The 17601-nt window shown below is 71.1% G+C and carries 16 protein-coding genes and 1 tRNA gene; 8 read left to right on the top strand and 9 right to left on the bottom strand.

Features of this window, described 5'->3' with window-relative positions:
• Positions 1-15: 15 nt before the first annotated feature.
• From AB0N68_RS07030 to AB0N68_RS07020, 3 genes are read right to left on the bottom strand one after another with little or no spacing between them, the layout of a single operon-like run.
• Positions 16-1632, bottom strand: coding sequence for a thiamine pyrophosphate-binding protein (locus AB0N68_RS07030; RefSeq protein ID WP_292794714.1), 1617 nt, complete (start codon positions 1630-1632; stop codon positions 16-18).
• A 10-nt stretch (positions 1633-1642) separates the two neighbouring features.
• The gene (locus tag AB0N68_RS07025) at positions 1643-3310 is read right to left on the bottom strand and encodes an amidohydrolase (RefSeq protein ID WP_292794716.1); all 1668 of its coding nucleotides are present in this window, start codon (positions 3308-3310) and stop codon (positions 1643-1645) included.
• A 41-nt stretch (positions 3311-3351) separates the two neighbouring features.
• Positions 3352-4695: an MFS transporter gene (locus AB0N68_RS07020; protein WP_187662663.1), complete on the bottom strand. Its 1344-nt coding sequence runs from the start codon at positions 4693-4695 to the stop codon at positions 3352-3354.
• Positions 4696-4913: 218 nt separating this feature from the next.
• On the opposite strand from AB0N68_RS07020, the gene AB0N68_RS07015 reads away from it, so the two are divergent.
• From AB0N68_RS07015 to AB0N68_RS07000, 4 genes are all read left to right on the top strand, one after another.
• On the top strand, positions 4914-5810 hold the full coding sequence (locus AB0N68_RS07015) for an Lrp/AsnC family transcriptional regulator (RefSeq protein ID WP_187662664.1): 897 nt from the start codon (positions 4914-4916) through the stop codon (positions 5808-5810).
• A 297-nt stretch (positions 5811-6107) separates the two neighbouring features.
• Positions 6108-6620 (top strand): DUF3253 domain-containing protein, encoded by a 513-nt coding sequence (locus AB0N68_RS07010; protein ID WP_187662665.1) that lies wholly within the window; start codon positions 6108-6110, stop codon positions 6618-6620.
• A 73-nt stretch (positions 6621-6693) separates the two neighbouring features.
• Positions 6694-8100 carry an MFS transporter gene (locus tag AB0N68_RS07005; RefSeq protein WP_187662666.1) on the top strand — a complete coding sequence of 469 codons (1407 nt, stop codon included), beginning with the start codon at positions 6694-6696 and terminating at the stop codon, positions 8098-8100.
• 132 nt (positions 8101-8232) lie between these two features.
• On the top strand, positions 8233-9150 hold the full coding sequence (locus tag AB0N68_RS07000) for a cation diffusion facilitator family transporter (protein WP_187662667.1): 918 nt from the start codon (positions 8233-8235) through the stop codon (positions 9148-9150).
• 6 nt (positions 9151-9156) lie between these two features.
• Here AB0N68_RS07000 and AB0N68_RS06995 read toward each other — a convergent pair whose 3' ends face one another.
• Positions 9157-9714, bottom strand: coding sequence for a MarR family winged helix-turn-helix transcriptional regulator (locus AB0N68_RS06995; protein WP_232089121.1), 558 nt, complete (start codon positions 9712-9714; stop codon positions 9157-9159).
• A gap of 126 nt (positions 9715-9840) precedes the next feature.
• Here AB0N68_RS06995 and AB0N68_RS06990 point away from each other — a divergent pair, with 126 nt between their 5' ends.
• The gene (locus AB0N68_RS06990) at positions 9841-10620 is read left to right on the top strand and encodes a helix-turn-helix domain-containing protein (protein ID WP_363332390.1); all 780 of its coding nucleotides are present in this window, start codon (positions 9841-9843) and stop codon (positions 10618-10620) included.
• A 659-nt stretch (positions 10621-11279) separates the two neighbouring features.
• Here AB0N68_RS06990 and AB0N68_RS06985 read toward each other — a convergent pair.
• Complete coding sequence (locus tag AB0N68_RS06985) at positions 11280-11927, bottom strand: TetR family transcriptional regulator C-terminal domain-containing protein (RefSeq protein WP_313366473.1); 648 nt, start codon at positions 11925-11927, stop codon at positions 11280-11282.
• Positions 11928-11999: 72 nt separating this feature from the next.
• Here AB0N68_RS06985 and AB0N68_RS06980 point away from each other — a divergent pair, with 72 nt between their 5' ends.
• Positions 12000-13001, top strand: a complete 1002-nt coding sequence (locus tag AB0N68_RS06980) for an alpha/beta fold hydrolase (protein WP_313366474.1) — start codon at positions 12000-12002, stop codon at positions 12999-13001.
• Here AB0N68_RS06980 and AB0N68_RS06975 read toward each other — a convergent pair.
• Both AB0N68_RS06975 and dcd read right to left on the bottom strand, forming a co-directional pair.
• Entirely contained in the window at positions 12934-13407 is a 474-nt protein-coding gene (locus tag AB0N68_RS06975) for a hypothetical protein (RefSeq protein WP_280564478.1), read from the bottom strand. The two genes, AB0N68_RS06980 and AB0N68_RS06975, sit on opposite strands and share 68 nt — an antisense overlap.
• Position 13408: 1 nt before the next feature.
• Positions 13409-14014: a dCTP deaminase gene (dcd, locus tag AB0N68_RS06970; protein ID WP_025102697.1), complete on the bottom strand. Its 606-nt coding sequence runs from the start codon at positions 14012-14014 to the stop codon at positions 13409-13411.
• 86 nt (positions 14015-14100) lie between these two features.
• On the opposite strand from dcd, the gene AB0N68_RS06965 reads away from it, so the two are divergent.
• Positions 14101-14174, top strand: a tRNA-Gly gene (locus AB0N68_RS06965).
• A 174-nt stretch (positions 14175-14348) separates the two neighbouring features.
• Positions 14349-16379, top strand: coding sequence for an MMPL family transporter (locus AB0N68_RS06960; RefSeq protein ID WP_280564471.1), 2031 nt, complete (start codon positions 14349-14351; stop codon positions 16377-16379).
• A 25-nt stretch (positions 16380-16404) separates the two neighbouring features.
• Here the strand turns inward: AB0N68_RS06960 and AB0N68_RS06955 are convergent, their stop codons facing one another.
• Both AB0N68_RS06955 and AB0N68_RS06950 read right to left on the bottom strand, forming a co-directional pair.
• Entirely contained in the window at positions 16405-16965 is a 561-nt protein-coding gene (locus AB0N68_RS06955; protein WP_280564469.1) for a dihydrofolate reductase family protein, read from the bottom strand.
• Positions 16962-17576 carry a DUF1684 domain-containing protein gene (locus tag AB0N68_RS06950; RefSeq protein ID WP_259952500.1) on the bottom strand — a complete coding sequence of 205 codons (615 nt, stop codon included), beginning with the start codon at positions 17574-17576 and terminating at the stop codon, positions 16962-16964. The genes AB0N68_RS06955 and AB0N68_RS06950 overlap by 4 nt, the downstream gene beginning before the upstream one ends.
• Positions 17577-17601 lie beyond the last annotated feature (25 nt).

Raw genomic sequence — 17601 nt, 5'->3', positions numbered from 1 at the left:
GTCGGGAGGTGGGTCTCAGAGGGCGTGCTGCGGGATGTGCACGAGCTGCACCCCGCCGTCGGCGATGGCTGCGCGGATGCTCGGGGCGATGTCGGCGCGCGATGCCACCCGTCGCCCGGTCGCCCCGAGCGCGGTGGCCAGGGCGGCCCAGTCCGGCTGCACGAGGTCGACGCCCACCGGGGTCATGCCGCGGTCGAGCTCGTTCTGCCGGATCTCGGCGTACCCGCCGTTGTCCACACAGACCACCGTGACGTCGAGGCGCTGCTCGACGGCGGTGGCGAGCTCGTTCACGCAGAACATCAGGGCGCCGTCGCCGATGACGGTGACGACGGGGCGCTCCGTCTGCGCGACCGCCGCACCGATCGCGGCGGGGAGGCCGTAGCCGAGCGTGGCGTAGGTCGGCGTGTAGAGGAGGGAATGCGGATGCTCCTGCCGCAGCACGCTGCCGAGCGCCAGATAGACGATCTGGGAGGAGTCGCCCGCGATGATCGCGTCGGCGGGGAGGGCGTCGGCGATGACCTCGGCGAGCGCGACGGTGTCCGGCGCGGTCTCCCGCGACTCGGCCGCGATCGCGGCCCGCTCGACCGTGAGGTCCCGAGCGGGGTGCGTGGCGTCTGGCAGCAACGGGAGAAGGGCGTCGGTCACCGCGGCCGCGTCTCCCGTGAGGCCGACGGTCGCCGCGAGGTTCTTGTCGCGCTGCTCCGGGGAGATGTCGATGCGGATCACCGCACCGCGCGCCTCGAGCCGCGGTGCCCAGAGCTCCGCCTCGCCCAGCTTCGAGCCGATCACGAGGAGCACGTCGGCGTCCTCGGCCACGGCGCGGGCGGCGGCCAGACGCAGGTTCGATCCGAGCGACAGCGGATGCCGCTCGTCGAGCACGGCCTTGCCGTTCAGGGTCGTGAGCACGGGGGCGCCGAGCCGCTCGGCCACCGCGACGATCTGGTGCGCGGCGTCCACCGCGCCCCCTCCGGCGACGATCACCGGGGTGCGGGCGGCGGACAGCAGTCGGGCGGCCTCGGCGAGCGCGATCGGGTCTCCGGAGATGCGGTCGGGCATCGACCGCGGCCTCCGGTCCTCCGCGGGCACCTCGGCGGTCCCCTCCAGCACGTCGAGCGGGATCTCGATGTGCACGGGTCGGGGGCGGCCGGTGCGGAAGAGGTGGAACGCGTCGTGCACGGCCTGCACCGCCTCCGCCGCGGACGACACCCGCCGCGACCACTCGGCGATCGCACCGACCATGGCCGTGGCGTCCTTCGTCTCGTGCAACGTGCCGACGTCGGCGAACTCCGCCCCGAGCGGCACGCCCGGGGACAGGACGATGAGTGGTCGCGACTCGCAGAACGCGGTGCCGATGGCGCTCATCGCGTTCTGCAGGCCGGGACCGGAGGTGGTGATCACCACACCGGGAAGGCCGGTCTGCTGGGACCAGCCGTCGGCGCCGTACCCCGATCCCTGCTCGTGGCGGTTCGTCACGGCGCGGATGCCGAGGTCGGCGAGGGGGCGGTAGAACTCCAGGTTGTGCGTGCCGGGGATGCCGAAGATCGCGGTGACCCCGTAGCCGCGGATGGTCTCCAGGACCGCGCGGCCCGCGGTGTCGGTATACCGGTCGTCTCCGCTGATGTCGGTGCTCATCGTGTCATCCTCACACCGCGTGACGACGGACGCCGTCGACCCAGGTCTCACGGACCTCGATCGCGGCGATCTCCTCGGCAGGCACCGCGAGCGGGTCGTCCGAGAGCACCGCGAAGTCGGCGTACTTGCCCGGCTCCAGCGAGCCGAGGTCGTCCTCCCGTCCGATCGACACCGCGCCCTCGATCGTGTGCGCCCGGAGCGCCGCGATCGCGGAGATGCGCAGGTCGTCCGGGCCGAGCTGGTGTCCGCGACGAGTGACCCGGGTGACCGCGGTCTGGATCGCCTCCAGGGGGATGGGCTCGGCGACCGGGGCATCCGAGGAGATCGTCATGGGCACGCCGGCGCGCTCGAACTCCCCGAGGGGGTTGAAGCGCTCGCCGGGGGTGCCGATGGCCTCCTCCACACCCTCGCCCCAGTTGAAGTAGTGCTGGGTCTGGTTGACGGGACGGATGCCGGCGACCGCCATCCGCTCGATCTGTGCGGGCGTGGGCAGGCCGCAGTGCTCGATGCGGTGCCGGGCGTCGGCGTCCGGACGCTCCGCAAGGGCCGCCTCGACCGCCGACACGACCATCTCGATCGCGGTGGGCGACTGGGCGTGCGTCGCGGTCTGCAGCCCGGCCGCATGCGCCTTGCGGATGAGCTCCGCGTAGTCGGCGGGCTCGTGGTAGAGCTGGCCGGTGCGGCAGGGGTCGCCGACGTAGCCGTCCGGGAAGTACGCGGTCCAGCCGCCGAGGGTGCCGTCGGCGTAGAACTTGATGCCGGCGAAGCTCAGGTGCGCGTTGCCGAACTGCCCGACCAGCCCCATCTCCAGCGCCTCGTCGAGCAGGTGCGACAGCAGATACATCGACACCCGAAGCTCGAGCCGCCCGGCCTCGGCCAGCCGCAGGTACATGTCGAACTCGCGCCGCGTGACCTGGCAGTCGCCGATCGAGGTGACGCCGCCCGCGAGGAACCGCTGCGTCGCCGCGTCGAGCTGCCGCAGGTGCTCCTCCGGCTCGTCCGCGAGGTGGAAGTTCGGGCCGTGATGGCCGATCTTCACCCCGTGCACGCCGGTGAGGATGTTGCACGCCGCATCCGAGAGTTCACCCGTCAGCTCACCATCGGCGTCGCGGAAGAACTCGCCGCCGTCCGGGTTCGGGGTGTCCCGGTCGACGCCGTTGAGGTCGAGCGTGTACGAGTTCACCACGCCGCCGTGACCGGAGGCGTTCATGAGGTACACCTCGCGGTCGGCGGCCACCTCGTCGAGCTCGAAGCGGGTGGGGTGCCGCTTCTCGGCGAGGTTGCGCTGCTCGTAGCCGTAGCCGCGTACCGGGCGTCCGGCGGGGAGGCCGGCGGCCTCGGCCTTCAGCAGGGCCACGATCTCCGGGATGCTCCCCGCCTTCTCGGGGCCGCAGTCCACCCACGTCATCATCTGCCCGAACATCAGCGGATGCGCGTGTGCGTCCACGAAGCCGGGGACGACGACCGCCTCCCCCAGGTCGACGCGCTCCGGGGTGAGGCCCGCCCGCGCCGCCACGTCCTCGCACTCCGCCGCCGTGCCGAGGGCGACGATGCGCCCCCGGTCGGTCAGCATCGCGGTCGCCGTCGTGTCGGAGGCGTCCGCCGTGTGGATCGCCCGCGCGGTGATGAGGGCGGGAGCGGCCTGGGCCGAGCGGTCGAAGGGAGTGAGCTTTCTCATGGGGAGCCTGTTCGCGGTGGTGTCGTACGGGGAAGGGCCGGTCAGGGCAGGCGGTTCGCCGTGGTGTCGGTTCGGGCGGTGAACGAGGCCGTGACCGGAGCCTCGTCGGAGTGCTGCGGCGCGAGGCGCGTGCAGATCCCCGCGATGACCGCCATGCCCACGAACATCGCGATGACCGACCAGACGCTCCCGGTCCAGGCGATGAGCTGGGTGGCGAACCAGGGCGAGAACCCGGCCCAGATCGCAGCGCCGACACCGTAGGCCAGCGCGATCGACGTGTAGCGGGCCTGCGGACGGAACATCTGCGCGAGGATCGCCGCGATCGGCGCGTAGGTCGCGCTCATCGCGATGCGCACCAGCGAGGCGAAGAGGAAGATCAACGGCTCCACGCGTCCGGGCATCAGCAGCAGGAAGGGCGCGAAGGTCAGCACGGAGGTGATGAGACCGATGTACATGACGTTCTTGCGGCCCCACTTGTCGCCGAGCCAGGCGACCGGCAGCGTCACCACGAACTCCACGAACGAGGCCAGGGTCATCGCGTCGAGGATGACCTGCTCGCTGATCGCGATGGGCTCGCCGGTCGCGTAGGCGGTGGCGAAGGTGGTGGCCAGGTAGTAGCCGCCGGTGGAGATGGGCAGGATGCCGATGCCGAGGAGGATCGGCTTCCAGTTGACACGGAGGGCGAAGGCCAGCGGCATGGACTGCTTGCGACCCTCGATCTTCTCCTCGAAGACCGGCGACTCCTCGACGCGATACCGGACCCAGAGGCCGACGGCGATCAGCACGATGGACAGCAGGAACGGGATGCGCCAGCCGCCGTCGATGATGAACGTGTCGCCGCCGCGGGCCATGATCGCGAAGATGCCGGAGGCGAGGAGGGCACCGGCCGGGTTGCCGAGCTGGGTGAAGCCGCCGTAGAAGGTCTTCGACTTCTCGGGAGCGTGCTCGACGCTCATGAGCACCGCGCCGCCCCATTCGCCGCCGACCGCGAGGCCCTGGATGGCGCGGAGCAGGATGAGGAGGATGGGCGCGAGGATGCCGATGTTCTCGTACGTCGGGAGGCAGCCGACGAGGACGGTCGCCGCGCCCATCAGCAGCAGCGTGATGACGAGCGAGACACGCCGGCCGAGCTTGTCGCCGATGTGCCCGAAGACGATGCCGCCGAGGGGGCGGACGAGGAAGGCGACCGCGAACGTCGCGAAGGCCGCGGCGGTCTCGGCCAGGGGGTCGTCGCTCGGGAAGAACAGCGGGCCGAAGACGAGGGCGGCGGCCGTGGCGTAGACGTAGAAGTCGTACCACTCGATGGTGGTGCCGACGAAGGCGGCGATGCCGGCGCGGCGTGCGCGGCTGTGGACGCCGCTTCGGGGGGTGGGGGTAGTGGTCATGGACCCGCTCCTTCGCGGATGGTGTCGGATAGCGAAGGATGCTACGGACGTGGAGCACCGCGAGCAAGGGCAGAACTCCAGCGGTACGCGTCATTCACTGGAGGTCTGTCGACAGTACCGCGCACAGCGGGCCTTCCTCTCTGCCTCAACGCGCTCTACGCTGAGGTTCTGCACGGACGACCGTGCACTGCGGGGAAATCGACGGAATCGGATCGGACATGGACTTCGACGCGGAACTCATCCGGGCGCTGCAGGAGGACGGCCGCGCCAGCATCCTCTCCCTCGCCGAGCGCGTCGGCCAGTCCCGCGCCATCGTGGCGGCACGCCTGCGCACCCTGCTCGGCGACCGCACGGTGCGAGTGGTCGCGGCCGTCGACCCGGTGTTCCTCGGCCAGCACGTCCTCGCACACGTGTCGATCCGGACCGACGGCGCCGTCGAGGTGGTCGCCGAGCACCTGCGCGACATGTCCGAGACCGTCCTGGTGTCGGCGGTCGGCGGCGCGCACGACATCGTCACGGAGGTGCGGGTGGGGTCGATGTCGGAGCTCCACGACCTGCTCGCGCGCATCCGCGGGAGCGCCGGCGTGCTCGACATCAACACCATCATCTACTCGACCGTGATCAAGGGGTTCTTCGTCTCGGAGTACCACGGCGGGGTGACGCTCGACGGGATCGACGAGGCTCTCATCGAACTCCTGCAGACCGACGGACGGATGAGCTTCCGCGCGCTCGGCGAGCAGGTGCGGCTCTCCCCCAGCGCTGTCGCCACCCGGGTGCAGCGCCTCATCGACGCCGGGGTCATCAAGATCAGCGCCGTGGAGGCCCGCGGGCTCGCGCATCGACAGCTCTCGATGGGCGTGGGCATGACGCTCGGAGACGACGACGAGGCCGTGATCGACGAACTGCGGCGGGGGCGCGGCGTCGACTTCGCCGCGCGGACGCTCGGGCGGTTCGACGCCGTCGCGACCCTCGTGGAGCCCTCAGCCGGAGCCCTGTACGCAAGTCTCGAGCGGCTGCGCGCCCTCCCCGGCGTGACCCGGATCGAGGCGTGGCTGCACCTCGCGGTGCTCAAGGAGGACTACGCCCGCACCCTCCGCCCCCTCCGGACGGACTGAGCTCCTCCCGTCCCGACCCGTCCCGACCCGTCCCGGTCCCCATCCTCATACGTCTCGCTCCGTCCGGTCCCGCCCGTCCCGGGATCGAAAGCGTTCCTCCCCGTCGCGCTCGCGGCACGTTTTCGCACTCCCGTCGGGAGAGGTCCTCGGCGGGAGATGGATTCCGAACCTGGGGGGCGGGTTTTCGGAGCGTTAGTGAGCCGGAACGAGGCGCGGGGGCGGCGGGGGCGGTGGGGGGTGGGGGGGTGGGGCGTCAAGGGGATGGGAAAAGTGGAGGGCACGGCGGAGGATGGCGGCATGGCGGATGAGGAGACCGGAAGCGTCGACGGGGCCGGACCGGAGCGCGCGGCGGACGGGCATCACATCGTCGTGAACGGCCGGCGGTGGCGCGCCACCGATCCGTCGATCCCCGAGAACCTGCGACAGGAGCTCGTGGACGAGCTGATGGCCGCGCGGCGCGCGGTCAAGAACGCGGAGCCCGACGCCCGCGGTCGCGTGCAGGATGCGAAGACCGCCCTCGGCGAGCGGGGGGCGCCGTGGTGGGAGGAGCCCTCCGCAGCCCAGGCGGAGGAGCGGATCGCCGCGACGATGCGCGCCCTCACCAGGAAGCGCACCGACTCGTCGATCTGCCCGAGCGACGTCGCCCGCGCGGTCGGCGGCGAGGCATGGCGCGACCGGATGCCCGACGTCCGCCGTGTCGCGGCGGACCTCGCCTCCCGCGACGTGGTGGTCGTCACGCAGAAGGGTGAACCGGTCCGGATCGCCGACGCCCGCGGACCCGTGCGGATCCGTCGCGGTCCCGCCCTCTGACCCCGCCTCGCGCTCGGGGCCGGTGACGGCGCGCCGTCACCGGCCGTTCACCGTCCGCGGCCAGACTTCGAGCATGACCTCACCCGATCCCGCCGCGGGCGCCCCCGAGCCCGTGGCGACAGCGAACAGCGGCGCCGTTGCCGTCGTCGGACTCGAACTGCGCGGAGACACCCCCGCACCCCGCAAACAGGTGTACTCCTGGGCGCTGTGGGATTGGGCGACGCAGCCGTTCAACACCGTCATCCTCACGTTCGTCTTCACCGCGCTGTACCTCGTCAGCGCCTCATTCCTGCCGCCGGAGGTCGCCGCCCTCGACCCGAGCGACCCGGTCCGCGTCGCCGCGGAGGCTGACCTCGCCTCCGGTCTCGGACTGGGTTCGACGATCGCCGCCCTCGGCATCCTCCTGCTCGCCCCCGTCCTCGGTCAGCGCGCGGATGCGGCCGGACGACAGAAGCTCTGGCTGGGCATCGGCACCGGCGCCCTCATCCTCTGCATGCTGGGGCTGTGGTTCGTGGAGCCGCAGCCGGCCCTGTTCTGGCTCGGCGTCGCGCTGATCTCCGCCGGCTCCGTGTTCGGCGAGATCGCCGCGGTGAACTCCAACGCCATGCTCATCGGCATCGCGAACCCGAAGAACGTCGGCCGCATCTCCGGACTCGGCTGGGGCTTCGGCTACCTCGGCGGGATCATCGCCCTCGTCATCGTCGTCCTGCTGGACACCTTCGACTGGTTCGGGATGTCCACCGACAACGGCCTCGCGTACCGGCTCATCGCGGTGGGGTGCGCGGTCTGGGCGATCGTCTTCAGCATCCCGATCTTCCTCAACGTGCCGGAGCCGTCCCTCGGGCGGCCGGAGCGCAAGGTCGGGTTCTTCCGTTCGTACGCCGTGCTCGTGCAGGACGTGATCGGCCTCTACCGCGACCCGCAAACCCGGTCGACGTTCTGGTACCTGCTCGCCAGCGCCGTGTTCCGCGACGGTCTCGGCGGCGTCTTCGCGTTCGGCGCCATCATCGGCACCGCGGTGTTCCGGTTCGGCACCCAGGACATCATCGTCTTCGGCATCGCCGCGAACCTCGTCGCCGGTGTCTCGACCATCATCGCGGGACGCCTCGACGACCGCCTCGGCCCCAAGCGGATCATCCTCGGCTCGATCGGGTCGATGATCGTCGCCGGACTCGCGGTGTTCCTGCTGCGCGACGCCGGGTCCCTCGTGTTCTGGATCGGCGGCCTCGTCCTCTGCGCCTTCGTGGGACCGGCGCAGGCAGCGGCACGGTCCTTCCTCGCCCGCGTCACACCGGCCGGACGGGAAGGCGAGATCTTCGGCCTCTACGCCACGACGGGCAGGGCGGCGAGCTGGATGGCCTCGGCCGCCTGGACCGTGCTGATCGTCGCCACGAGCCAGACCGCCTACGGCATCCTCGGCATCGTCATCGTGCTCATCATCGGGTTCCTCCTCCTGCTGCCCGTGAAGGCACCGCGCTGAGTCCGCTCCGTGCACGACTTCGGACCTCGGAGCCGACACGCCGGCCGTCGGGCCCTGACGGCGGCGAGTCGCGGCGGGGCTCCGAAGCTGTGCCCGGCGAAAGAGCGGGGCCGGCGGGAGTAGCCTGACCCGGTGACCGTCGTCCTCGCCTTCCTCGCCAACATCCTCGTCGCGATCGCGAAGACGGTCGCCGCCGTCATCACCTCGTCCGCGTCGATGGTCGCGGAGGCCGCGCACTCCTGGGCCGACGCGGGGAACGAGATCTTCCTGCTCATCGCCGACCGGCGCGGCGCGAAGACCAAGGACGCCCGGCATCCGCTCGGCTACGGCCGCAACGCGTTCGTCTGGTCTCTCATCGCCGCGTTCGGCATCTTCACCGCCGGTTCGATCGTGTCGATCATGCACGGGATCCAGGAGCTGTCCGACACCGGCCCCGTGGAGAGCCCGGTCGTCGCCTATGTCGTGCTGGGCATCGCCTTCGTGCTGGAGGGGGCGTCGTTCACGCAGGCGATGGTCCGCTCCCGTCGGCTGGCCAAGGAACGCGGGTCCTCCACGTGGGACTTCGTGCTCGAGACGAGCGACACCACGCTCCGGGCGGTGTTCTTCGAGGACTCCGCCGCCCTCATCGGCCTCGTGCTGGCGGGCGGATCGATCCTCCTGCACCAGCTCACCGGCGTCGCCGCGTGGGATGCGATCGGGTCGATCCTCGTCGGGATCCTGCTCGGCGTCGTCGCCGTGATTCTGATCGGGCGGAACATCGCGTTCCTCGTGGGCACGTCGGTGTCCCCCGCACTGCGCTCGCGGGTGGGCACGGCCCTCCTCGGCATGGACGAGATCGAGCGGGTCACCTACCTGCACATCGAGTACGTGGGGCCGAATCGCCTGTTCCTCGTCGCCGAGGTCGACCTCGCGGGCGATGCGCGCGAGCACGACGTGGCCCGGCGGCTGCGGGAGGTGGAGCGGCGGATCGAGGCCCACGATGCTGTCGAGACCGTCGTGCTGTCGCTCTCGGTGGACGACGAGACCTCGCTGGATTTCGCTCGGGTGTGAGGCCGGTCAGGCGCGCCAGTTGTCGGCGAGCTTGGTGAGCAGCCGCGCGAGCTCGGTGCGCTCCTCCTCGGTGAAGGACTCCAGCGCGCGGCCGAGCATCTCGCGGCGTTCCCCCCGCATCCCGCGGGCGAGCCGCCGGCCCTCCTCGGTCAACGCGATGCGGGTGCGGCGGGCGTCGTCCGGATCGGCCTCGCGCCGCACGAACCCGGCCTGCACGCCCTGCTGCACGAGCCGGGACGCCCGCGGCTGATCCACGCCGATCGCCTGCCCGAGCGCGCTCACGCTCAGGGGCTCCGGCGCGGCGGCGAGCGCCTCGAGCATGCGGAGACGGGCCGGTCCGCCGAGGCGGCCGCCGTCGGCCATCCAGGGCGGCATCCCCGGGTGACCACGATGGTGAGCGAAGTGCTCGTGCGGGTCGCCGTGAGGGCCGTGACCGTGTGCACCGTGCGGCCCGCCGTGCTCGCGACCGCCGGGTCCGGGGCGGCGTCCGCGCAGTCGGGAGAGCGCCTGCGCGATCGCTTCGGCGGCGTCGGGGGACGCGGGGTCGATCGGATCGGTGGCCATGCCCCGATTTTACATGCAGCTTGACATGCGTCTCCCATCCATGTCACACTGCATGCACATGCACACTGACATTGATATGTCGGATGACATCCGTCATCGGTGCACCACAGACCATGAAGGATCACCATGAACACCACGACAGACAACACCTCTGACAACAGCTCCCGTCCGTTCGGCTACTGGCTCAAGGCCGTGGATCGCCTGATGGCCCAGGAATTCGCCACCGCCTTCGCCGCGGAGGGCGCGACCCGTCGCGACTGGCGGTCGCTGAACGTCGTCGACGGCTCGGCGCCCTCGCGCCGCCCGCTGAACCCGCACAAGCTGCACGACCTCGTCGACCGCGGCTGGGTCGAAGCGGACGGCGACGGGTGGACACTCACCGAGGAAGGCCGCGCGGCGAAGGAACGTCTCGGCGCCGCCGTCGACAGCATCCGCGCGAAGGTCGCCGGCGCCGTCTCCGACGAGGAGATGGCGACGACCCTCGCTGCACTCGAGAAGATCGCTCGCGCCTTCGACTGGGACGAGGAGACTCCTCTCCCCCGGAAGCGGCGTCCCGGGTTCGGCTTCGGCCCCCGGCACGGATTCGGCCGCCGGCACGGGCACGGGCACGGCTTCGGACCCGGACACGGCTTCGGACCCGGGGACTTCGAGCCCCGGCACGGCTTCGGTGCCGGACACGGCTTCGGACACGGGGACTTCGAGCCCCGGCACGGCTTCGACCGTCACGATGGCGAGGAGGACGGCGGGTACCGCGGACGCGGTCACCACGACGGTCACGCACACCGCGATCACGGTCACGCGCATCGCGGCCACGGCCACGGCCACGGCCATCGGGCGCAGCGGATGGCGGAGCGCGCATTCGAGCGCGGCTTCGACGCCGGATTCCGCCACGGCCACGCCGCCTGACCGTCCCCCTCAAGCGCCTCACCCGACTCCCGGGTGAGGCGCTTTGCGCTTCGCGAAACCGGAACCGGGATCACTTCCGCACCTTCGGGCGCCCCCGCGGCACTTTCCCAATCCCCCACCCGCACCCCAGTGCGACCCGAGGTGAGGACGCGGGCGAAGCGCCCTGAGCCGAGACGGGATCAGAGTCGCGCCTCCCAAGCCGTTCCGGGGCACATTCTCGATCCCACACCTCGGCGACGCGAGCACCCACTCTCCGAACGAGATCAGAATCGCCCCTCCCGAACAGCTCAGCGGCACGTTCTCGATCCCGCCCGGTGATCCAGGCAAGCGGCGCGGAGGGAGCGGGGACGAGGCGCCCGGTGCATGCGCAAGGGCCCGAGGTGACAAGTACAGGGAAGGCACGTGCGTGGATCAGGAACGGCCCCCCCCCGTCGCGCCTCGCGGCCCATTTCTCACCCCGCACGCAAGACGGCAGGGCCCCGACCGTCGAACGGGGATCAGAAACGCCCCTTCCGGCGGATCTCGGGGCCCGATTCTCATCCCGCACGCGAAGGGGGCAGACCCGGCCGTCGGACGGGAGCAGAAGGGGGCCTTCGAAGCGGGATTGCGGGGCGTTCGTGATCCCGCAGGGGGAATGGGGCCCCGGCCGCGGGATGGGGCTAGAGGGCGAGGAGAGCGAGGGCGGTGTCGGGGGCACCGGCGTCACGGAGGCGTGCGCGCATGGCGGCCACCGCGAGCCCGTACGGCTTGTCGCTCCGCAGGAGGAGCGACCGCGCGTTGGCCTGCTCATTGAGGGCGACGAGCTCGAAGGCCAGGACCTCGACGTCGGCCGCGTCGACCTCGCCCTCCGCCGCGGCAAACCGCAGCTGCGCCTCGATGTACCCGTACCAGTCGACGAGGGCTGCCTGCACGGCATCGCTCACGGGGCCGGGCTTGGAGTCGACGTCCGCCGCAGTCGCCGCGAAGAAGCAGCCGCCCGTGAAGACGCGGTCCTTCGAGTAGACCAAGGCATTGTGGAGGAGCGCGGCCAGGCGATGCGCTCCTCTCGGCTGGGCGCGGGCAGGCTCGATGATCCGCGCGACGAAGATGTCCCGAGCGGCGGCGACCGTCGCGAGCTGCAGGCCCTCCTTGCTCTGGAACAGCGTCGCGATGCTGCTCTTGCTCGACCCCGAGGCCGCGGCGAGGCGCCCGATCGTCACGCCGTCCAACCCCTCGACGGAGGCGAGGTCGGTCGCACTCTCCAGCACGATGCGGCGGGAGGCATCGCCCCGCGCCCGCCGACCGTCCTGCATCACCGTGTCCGTCATAGCCCTAGTATACGAACGATCGTTCGCCTACTATACGGATGATCGTTCGTATAGTTCGGTGAAGGAGCCCCCATGCCGTCCGCGTCCACCCTCCTCGTCCGCACCCTCCCCGCTGTGGGACGTGTCACTCCCCGCCTCGCCGGCGACCTCGCATACCGGCTGTTCTTCTCCACCCGCCCGCGGATGGCCGTGCGTGCCGCCGACGCCGCGACCCATGAGGCCGCCCGCCGCGGGAGCATCCTCGTGCGCGACATCCCCGTCACGACCTACACGTGGGGCGGGGGTCCGCCCACCGTGCTGCTTCTGCACGGCTGGCGTGGCCGCGCCTCGCAGTTCGCGCCACTCGTGCGGGAGCTCGTCGCTGAGGGGCTCCGGGTCGTCGCCTTCGACGCTCCGGCCCACGGCTCCTCCGGCGGGCGGAGGACCGACATCCGCGACTGGGTCGAGGCCGCGCAGGAGCTGGAACACACCCACGGCCCCTTCTCCGCCCTCATCGGCCACTCCTTCGGGGGTCTCGCGGCACTGACCGTCGCCCGGACGTCCGGCCCGGTCCCCGCCGTCGCCGTCGTCGCCGGTGCCGCGGCTCCCGAGGCTTTCCTCGCCCAGTTCGCGCACGACCTCCGCCTCGACCCCGCCACCGCGGAACGGCTCCGCACCCGCTTCCACCGCCGACTCGGCCTCGATTCCGCCTCCGCCGCCGAGCGATACGATGCGGCCGCGGATCCTCTGCCCGCCGGCACCGCCCTGCTCCTCGTGCACGATCGGGGTGACCGCCGGATGACCGACCAGGACACCCTCAGGCTGCACGCCGCCCACCGCGGCCGCTCCCGCCTCGTCCGCACCGTGGGTCTCGGCCATACGAAAGTGCTGTCGGCCGACCCGACCCTCGACGCGGTGGTCGCCCTCGTGACCGGAGGGCTCGACGCCGTCGATGCGCTCGGCACCGCGACGGGACGGGCAGCCACCGACGCCGCACCGGCAGACCGGGCCGCCGCCCTCCGCAGCGCTACACCCGGATCGGCAGGAAGCCCGCGTCCGGGCCGGCCGCCGCGAACGGCAGCCCGACAGTGGTGATCAGCACCACGAGCGTCACCACGGCCGCCGCGAGCAGCAGGAACAGCACGACGAAGACCACGACGGCGAGCACCCGGTAGCTCCCGGTGTCGGCGACCTCCGGCGCGATCGATCGCTGTGCCCAGTCGTCGGCGGCCGCCGCGGGCTGCTCACCCTGGAGGATCGCGGGCGTCGGACGGGATCGTTCCGAGCGACGGGTCGGGGCCGGAAGCGCATCGTCCGCGGCGTCCGGCGTCGCCAGTAGTCCCTCCGGAATCGGCGTCTCCGGTGGCGGGGGCGGGATCACGTCATCGGCGGACGGGATCACCGCATCGGCGGGAGCGATCTCCGGTCCCGCCGCGTCCGGCGGCACTGCCTCGTACGGCGCCCCAGGCTCGTCGGGGGTGGTCCCGCTCGCGTCGCTCATGTCAGCCTCCGACGGCTCCGATGTCGGTCACACCCACGTCCGTGCGGTGGAAGTTCTGGAAGGAGCGGGACGCCGTCGGTCCGCGCTGGCCCTGGTAGCGGTTGCCGTAGGGGCCGGAGCCGTACGGGTTCTCCGCCGGCGAGGTGAGCCGGAAGAAGCAGAGCTGGCCGATCTTCATGCCGGGCCACAGCTTGATCGGCAGCGTCGCCACGTTCGCGAGCTCCAGGGTCACATGCCCGGAGAAACCCGGGTCGATGAAACCGGCGGTCGAGTGGGTGATGAGCCCGAGGCGGCCGAGAGAGGACTTGCCCTCCAGCCGCGCGGCGATGTCGTCCGGCAGGGTGACCTGCTCGAACGTGGCCCCCAGCGCGAACTCGCCGGGGTGCAGGATGAAGGGCTCGTCCGGGTCGACCTCGATCAGCCGTGTGAGCTCGGGCTGATCGACCGAGGGATCGATGAACGGGTACTTGTGGTTGTCGAACAGGCGGAAGTAGCGGTCCAGCCGCACATCGATGCTCGACGGCTGGATCATCTCCGGCGCATGCGGTTCCAGGCCGACGCGGCCGGAGGCGAGTTCTGCTCTGATATCGCGATCGCTGAGAAGCACGGCACAAGCCTAGTCACGAGCGACCCGCGCTTTGGCCATCCGGCCTGCGACAGGTAGGCTTGCTCCACCTGCTCTCGGGCGGGTACGGGGCTGTAGTTCAATGGTAGAACTTCTGCTTCCCAAGCAGACAGCGCGGGTTCGATTCCCGTCAGCCCCTCCACATCTCTGATCCTCGCCTCGACGCGACCGGTTCGGCGTCGCCCTCGCTGACCGACCGGCATCCATCGAAAGAGGGAGACTTCCCTCCATCGTCTTGACGATGTCGCCGCACGACGCTCCTGGTGGAGTGACAGGTATGGCACATTCTCGCGCTCTTCGGCGCTTTCCCGAGTGGATGACCTCCCGTGGCGGCGCATGGATCATGCTCGGCGTGGTCCTCCTGATCATGACGGCTCTCTTCGGCCTGTTCGGGTCGGCGAAGGCCCCGGCCGGCAACGAGCAGGCCCCCGCGGGATCGGAGTCGGCGCGAGCGAGCGCCCTGCTGGCCGAGTTCCCGAACGCGGATCGCCAGTCCGTGATCGTGGTCGCGTCGCGCAACGACGGCGCGACGCTCTCGGCACAGGACGTCGACGCCCTCGAAAGTCTCCTCCCGGTGCTCGGCACGCACGCGGACGCGGATCCGACCGGGCCTCTCGTGAGCGAGGACGAGAAGGCCGCAGTTCTGGTGACGCCGATCGCGGTCGGTCAGACGAGCACCGACACCGCCGCCGTGATCTCGGCGCTCCGCGCCGACATCGACGAGCACGCCTCGGATGGGATGCCCCTGCTCGTGACCGGGGGCCCGGCGTTCGGCGCCGATATCGCCGCCTCCTTCGAAGGGGCCGACTTCACCCTGCTGCTCGTGACCATCCTGATCGTCGCGGTACTCCTCATCGTCACGTACCGGTCACCGGTGCTGTGGCTGCTGCCGCTCGCCGCCGTCGGCCTGGCCGACGGACTCGCCGGCCGCCTGACCGCGGCTGCCGGTTCCGCGTGGGACCTGCAGTTCGACGCCGGGATCATCAGCGTCCTCGTCTTCGGCGCCGGGACCAACTACGCCCTCCTCCTGATCTCGAGGTACCGGGAAGAGCTCGCCACCACCACAAGCCATCGCCGCGCGCTCAGCACCGCGTGGCGGCGGACCGCTCCAGCGATCCTCGCCTCGAACCTCACCGTCGTCCTCGCACTCTTGACGCTCGTCCTCGCGGTGATCCCCGGCACGCACGGGCTCGGCGTCTCCTCCGCGATCGGCCTGCTGGTCGCCCTGGCGTCCGTCCTCTTCCTGCTGCCTCCCCTGCTGGCGGTGTGCGGACGGAACGTGTTCTGGCCGTTCGTCCCTCGTCCCGGAGCTGCCGCACGGCGCGGCGGGGTGTGGCGGACGATCGCGACGCGCGTCGTGAGCCGGCCGGTCGTGAGCCTCCTCGGGGGTGCGGCCCTGCTGGCCGTGATGACGATCGGCCTCGTCGGGACGACCGTCGGGCTCGACCAGGTCGACAAGTTCCGGGTCCCGTCCGAGTCCGCGACGGGTCTCGAGGTGCTCTCGAACCACTTCCCGGCAGGAGAGGCGCAGCCGATCCTCATCGTCACGGACAGCGGCGAAGCCGAAGCCGTCCTCACTGCGGCGCGCGACGTGGAGGGCATCGTCCGCGCCACTCCTGTCGGGACGACGGACGATGAGAAGCTCACGAAGATCCTGGTGACCAGCGAGTATGCGCCCAGCACCGAGGAGAGCCTCGCCCAGATCACCGGACTCCGCGATGCCGTGCACGCTGTGCCGGGGGCCGGGGCGGTCGTCGGCGGTGCGGTGGCGACCGATCTCGACGCCCGTGCCGGGAACCTCGCGGATCTCGGCGTCGTGGTACCCCTGGTCCTGGCGGTGAGCTTCCTGGTGCTCGTGTTCCTGCTGCGGTCGCTGGTCGCCCCGCTGCTGCTCCTCGCCGTCAACGTGGCGAGCGCCGTGGCCGCCATCGGTGCCGGGGCCTGGCTCAGTCGCGTGCTGTTCGGACAGCACGCGCTCGATCTCCCGGTGCCGCTGCTGGCCTTCCTGTTCCTGGTCGCCCTCGGCATCGACTACACGATCTTCCTCGTCCACCGTGCGCGGACCGAAGCGGCGCTGCGGGGCACTCGGGTGGGCATGGTCGAAGCCGTCGCACACACCGGCAGCGTGATCACGAGCGCCGGCGTCGTCCTCGCCGCCGTTTTCGCGGCGCTCGGCGTCCTGCCGCTGGTGCCCCTCGGGCAGCTCGGGCTGATCGTCGGCGTGGGCGTGATCGTCGACACCCTGGTGGTCAGGACCGTGATCGTCCCGGCGCTGTTCGCGCTCGTCGGCGACCGCATCTGGTGGCCGGGGCGACCGACCTCAGGACGCGTCGCTGACGCGAGGTGATCACGGTGGAGACCGGTGCACCCGCTCAGGCCACCGGACGATACCGCTGCATGACGGCACCGGAGCGGAACTCCCGCCGCTCCACGAGTTCGAGCCGAAGACGCTCGTGCACGCCGTCGAGCAGCCGAGGGCCGTGCCCCGCGACGACCGGATGCACCACGAACACGTACTCGTCGATCAACCCGAGGTCCGCGAGGGTCGCGGGCAGGGTCACTCCACCGACCGACAGGCCCGCCCCCGGCTCATCCTTCAGCTGCCGCACCGCCTCCGAGAGATCGCCGCGCACGAGGTCCGCGTTCCAGTCGACGGCATCGAGCGTCGACGACACCACGTGCTTCGGCATGCCATCGATGGTCTCGGCGAAGGGCGTCTCCCACTCCTCCATCCAGTCCGGCCAGACCCCGGATTCCGGACGCCGCCACGCGGCCCGCATCATGTCGTACGTCACCCGTCCGTAGAGCAGAGCGTCGGCGCGCTCCAGCTCCGCGGTCCAGAAGCGCATCGACTCCTCATCCGGCGGGAGCCCCACCTCGTGATGGCAGCAGCCGTCGAGTGTCACGTTGATCGCGTACCGCAGCGGCCTCATCGGAGCTCTCCGACCGGAATCGGCACCGTCAGCACGTTGCCGGGTGGCGCCAGCGGGCACGCCCACGCCGGGTCGTAGGCGCACGACGGGTTGTACGCGAAATTGAAGTCGAGCACGATCGTGCCGCGGCGTGGGTCGGCCCCGAGGTCGGCACCCTTGATCGTGTCGATGAGGTAGCGCCCGCCGCCGTACGTCCCCCCGCTCTGCCCGGCGGAGGCATCGCGCACCGGCACGAACAGCCCGCCGCCGTAGGAGGCGAGCCGCCACACGTCGAGCGATCCGGCGTCCGGGATCTCCACGACGCCGACGCGCTCGAACGGCACGACGCCGTCGGTCCCGGTCGCGAACTCGAAGGATGCCGGTTCGGTGTCGAGGATCGGAAGCTCGAACCGCCAGGCGGAGTCGTACGGCGCTATCGGGAGTCCCTCGAACGGTGCCCTGTCCTCCGGAAGGAGGGGCGTCGCCGGGTGCCGCAGCAGAAGCTCGTCCCGTTCGATGCGCCACAGCTCGTGCGCCTCCTCCGGGGAGTCGGCCCGCCGCACCGCTTCGTACAGGGCGAACACCCGCCGCCGCCAGTCGACGACCTCGACAGCCGTCTGCGCATTCGTCATGCGCCCACGGTACGCCGGACGACGG

The organism is Microbacterium meiriae (genome assembly GCF_040685015.1).
Lineage (GTDB): Bacteria > Actinomycetota > Actinomycetes > Actinomycetales > Microbacteriaceae > Microbacterium > Microbacterium meiriae.
The sequence above is the reverse complement of the archived record's forward strand: the minus strand, read 5'-3'. Positions and strand labels throughout refer to the sequence as shown.

Coding starts and splice junctions, on each gene's coding strand:
- AB0N68_RS07025 (WP_292794716.1), bottom strand. CDS start 3,310: ATGAGAAAGCTCACTCCCTTCGACCGCTCGGCCCAGGCCGCTCCCGCC.
- AB0N68_RS06975 (WP_280564478.1), bottom strand. CDS start 13,407: ATGAGCGACGCGAGCGGGACCACCCCCGACGAGCCTGGGGCGCCGTAC.
- AB0N68_RS06955 (WP_280564469.1), bottom strand. CDS start 16,965: ATGAGGCCGCTGCGGTACGCGATCAACGTGACACTCGACGGCTGCTGC.
- AB0N68_RS07010 (WP_187662665.1), top strand. CDS start 6,108: ATGGCGGATGAGGAGACCGGAAGCGTCGACGGGGCCGGACCGGAGCGC.
- AB0N68_RS06960 (WP_280564471.1), top strand. CDS start 14,349: ATGACCTCCCGTGGCGGCGCATGGATCATGCTCGGCGTGGTCCTCCTG.
- AB0N68_RS07005 (WP_187662666.1), top strand. CDS start 6,694: ATGACCTCACCCGATCCCGCCGCGGGCGCCCCCGAGCCCGTGGCGACA.
- AB0N68_RS07015 (WP_187662664.1), top strand. CDS start 4,914: ATGGACTTCGACGCGGAACTCATCCGGGCGCTGCAGGAGGACGGCCGC.
- AB0N68_RS06985 (WP_313366473.1), bottom strand. CDS start 11,927: ATGACGGACACGGTGATGCAGGACGGTCGGCGGGCGCGGGGCGATGCC.
- AB0N68_RS07020 (WP_187662663.1), bottom strand. CDS start 4,695: ATGACCACTACCCCCACCCCCCGAAGCGGCGTCCACAGCCGCGCACGC.
- AB0N68_RS06990 (WP_363332390.1), top strand. CDS start 9,841: ATGAACACCACGACAGACAACACCTCTGACAACAGCTCCCGTCCGTTC.
- AB0N68_RS06995 (WP_232089121.1), bottom strand. CDS start 9,714: ATGGCCACCGATCCGATCGACCCCGCGTCCCCCGACGCCGCCGAAGCG.
- AB0N68_RS06950 (WP_259952500.1), bottom strand. CDS start 17,576: ATGACGAATGCGCAGACGGCTGTCGAGGTCGTCGACTGGCGGCGGCGG.
- AB0N68_RS07030 (WP_292794714.1), bottom strand. CDS start 1,632: ATGAGCACCGACATCAGCGGAGACGACCGGTATACCGACACCGCGGGC.
- AB0N68_RS06980 (WP_313366474.1), top strand. CDS start 12,000: ATGCCGTCCGCGTCCACCCTCCTCGTCCGCACCCTCCCCGCTGTGGGA.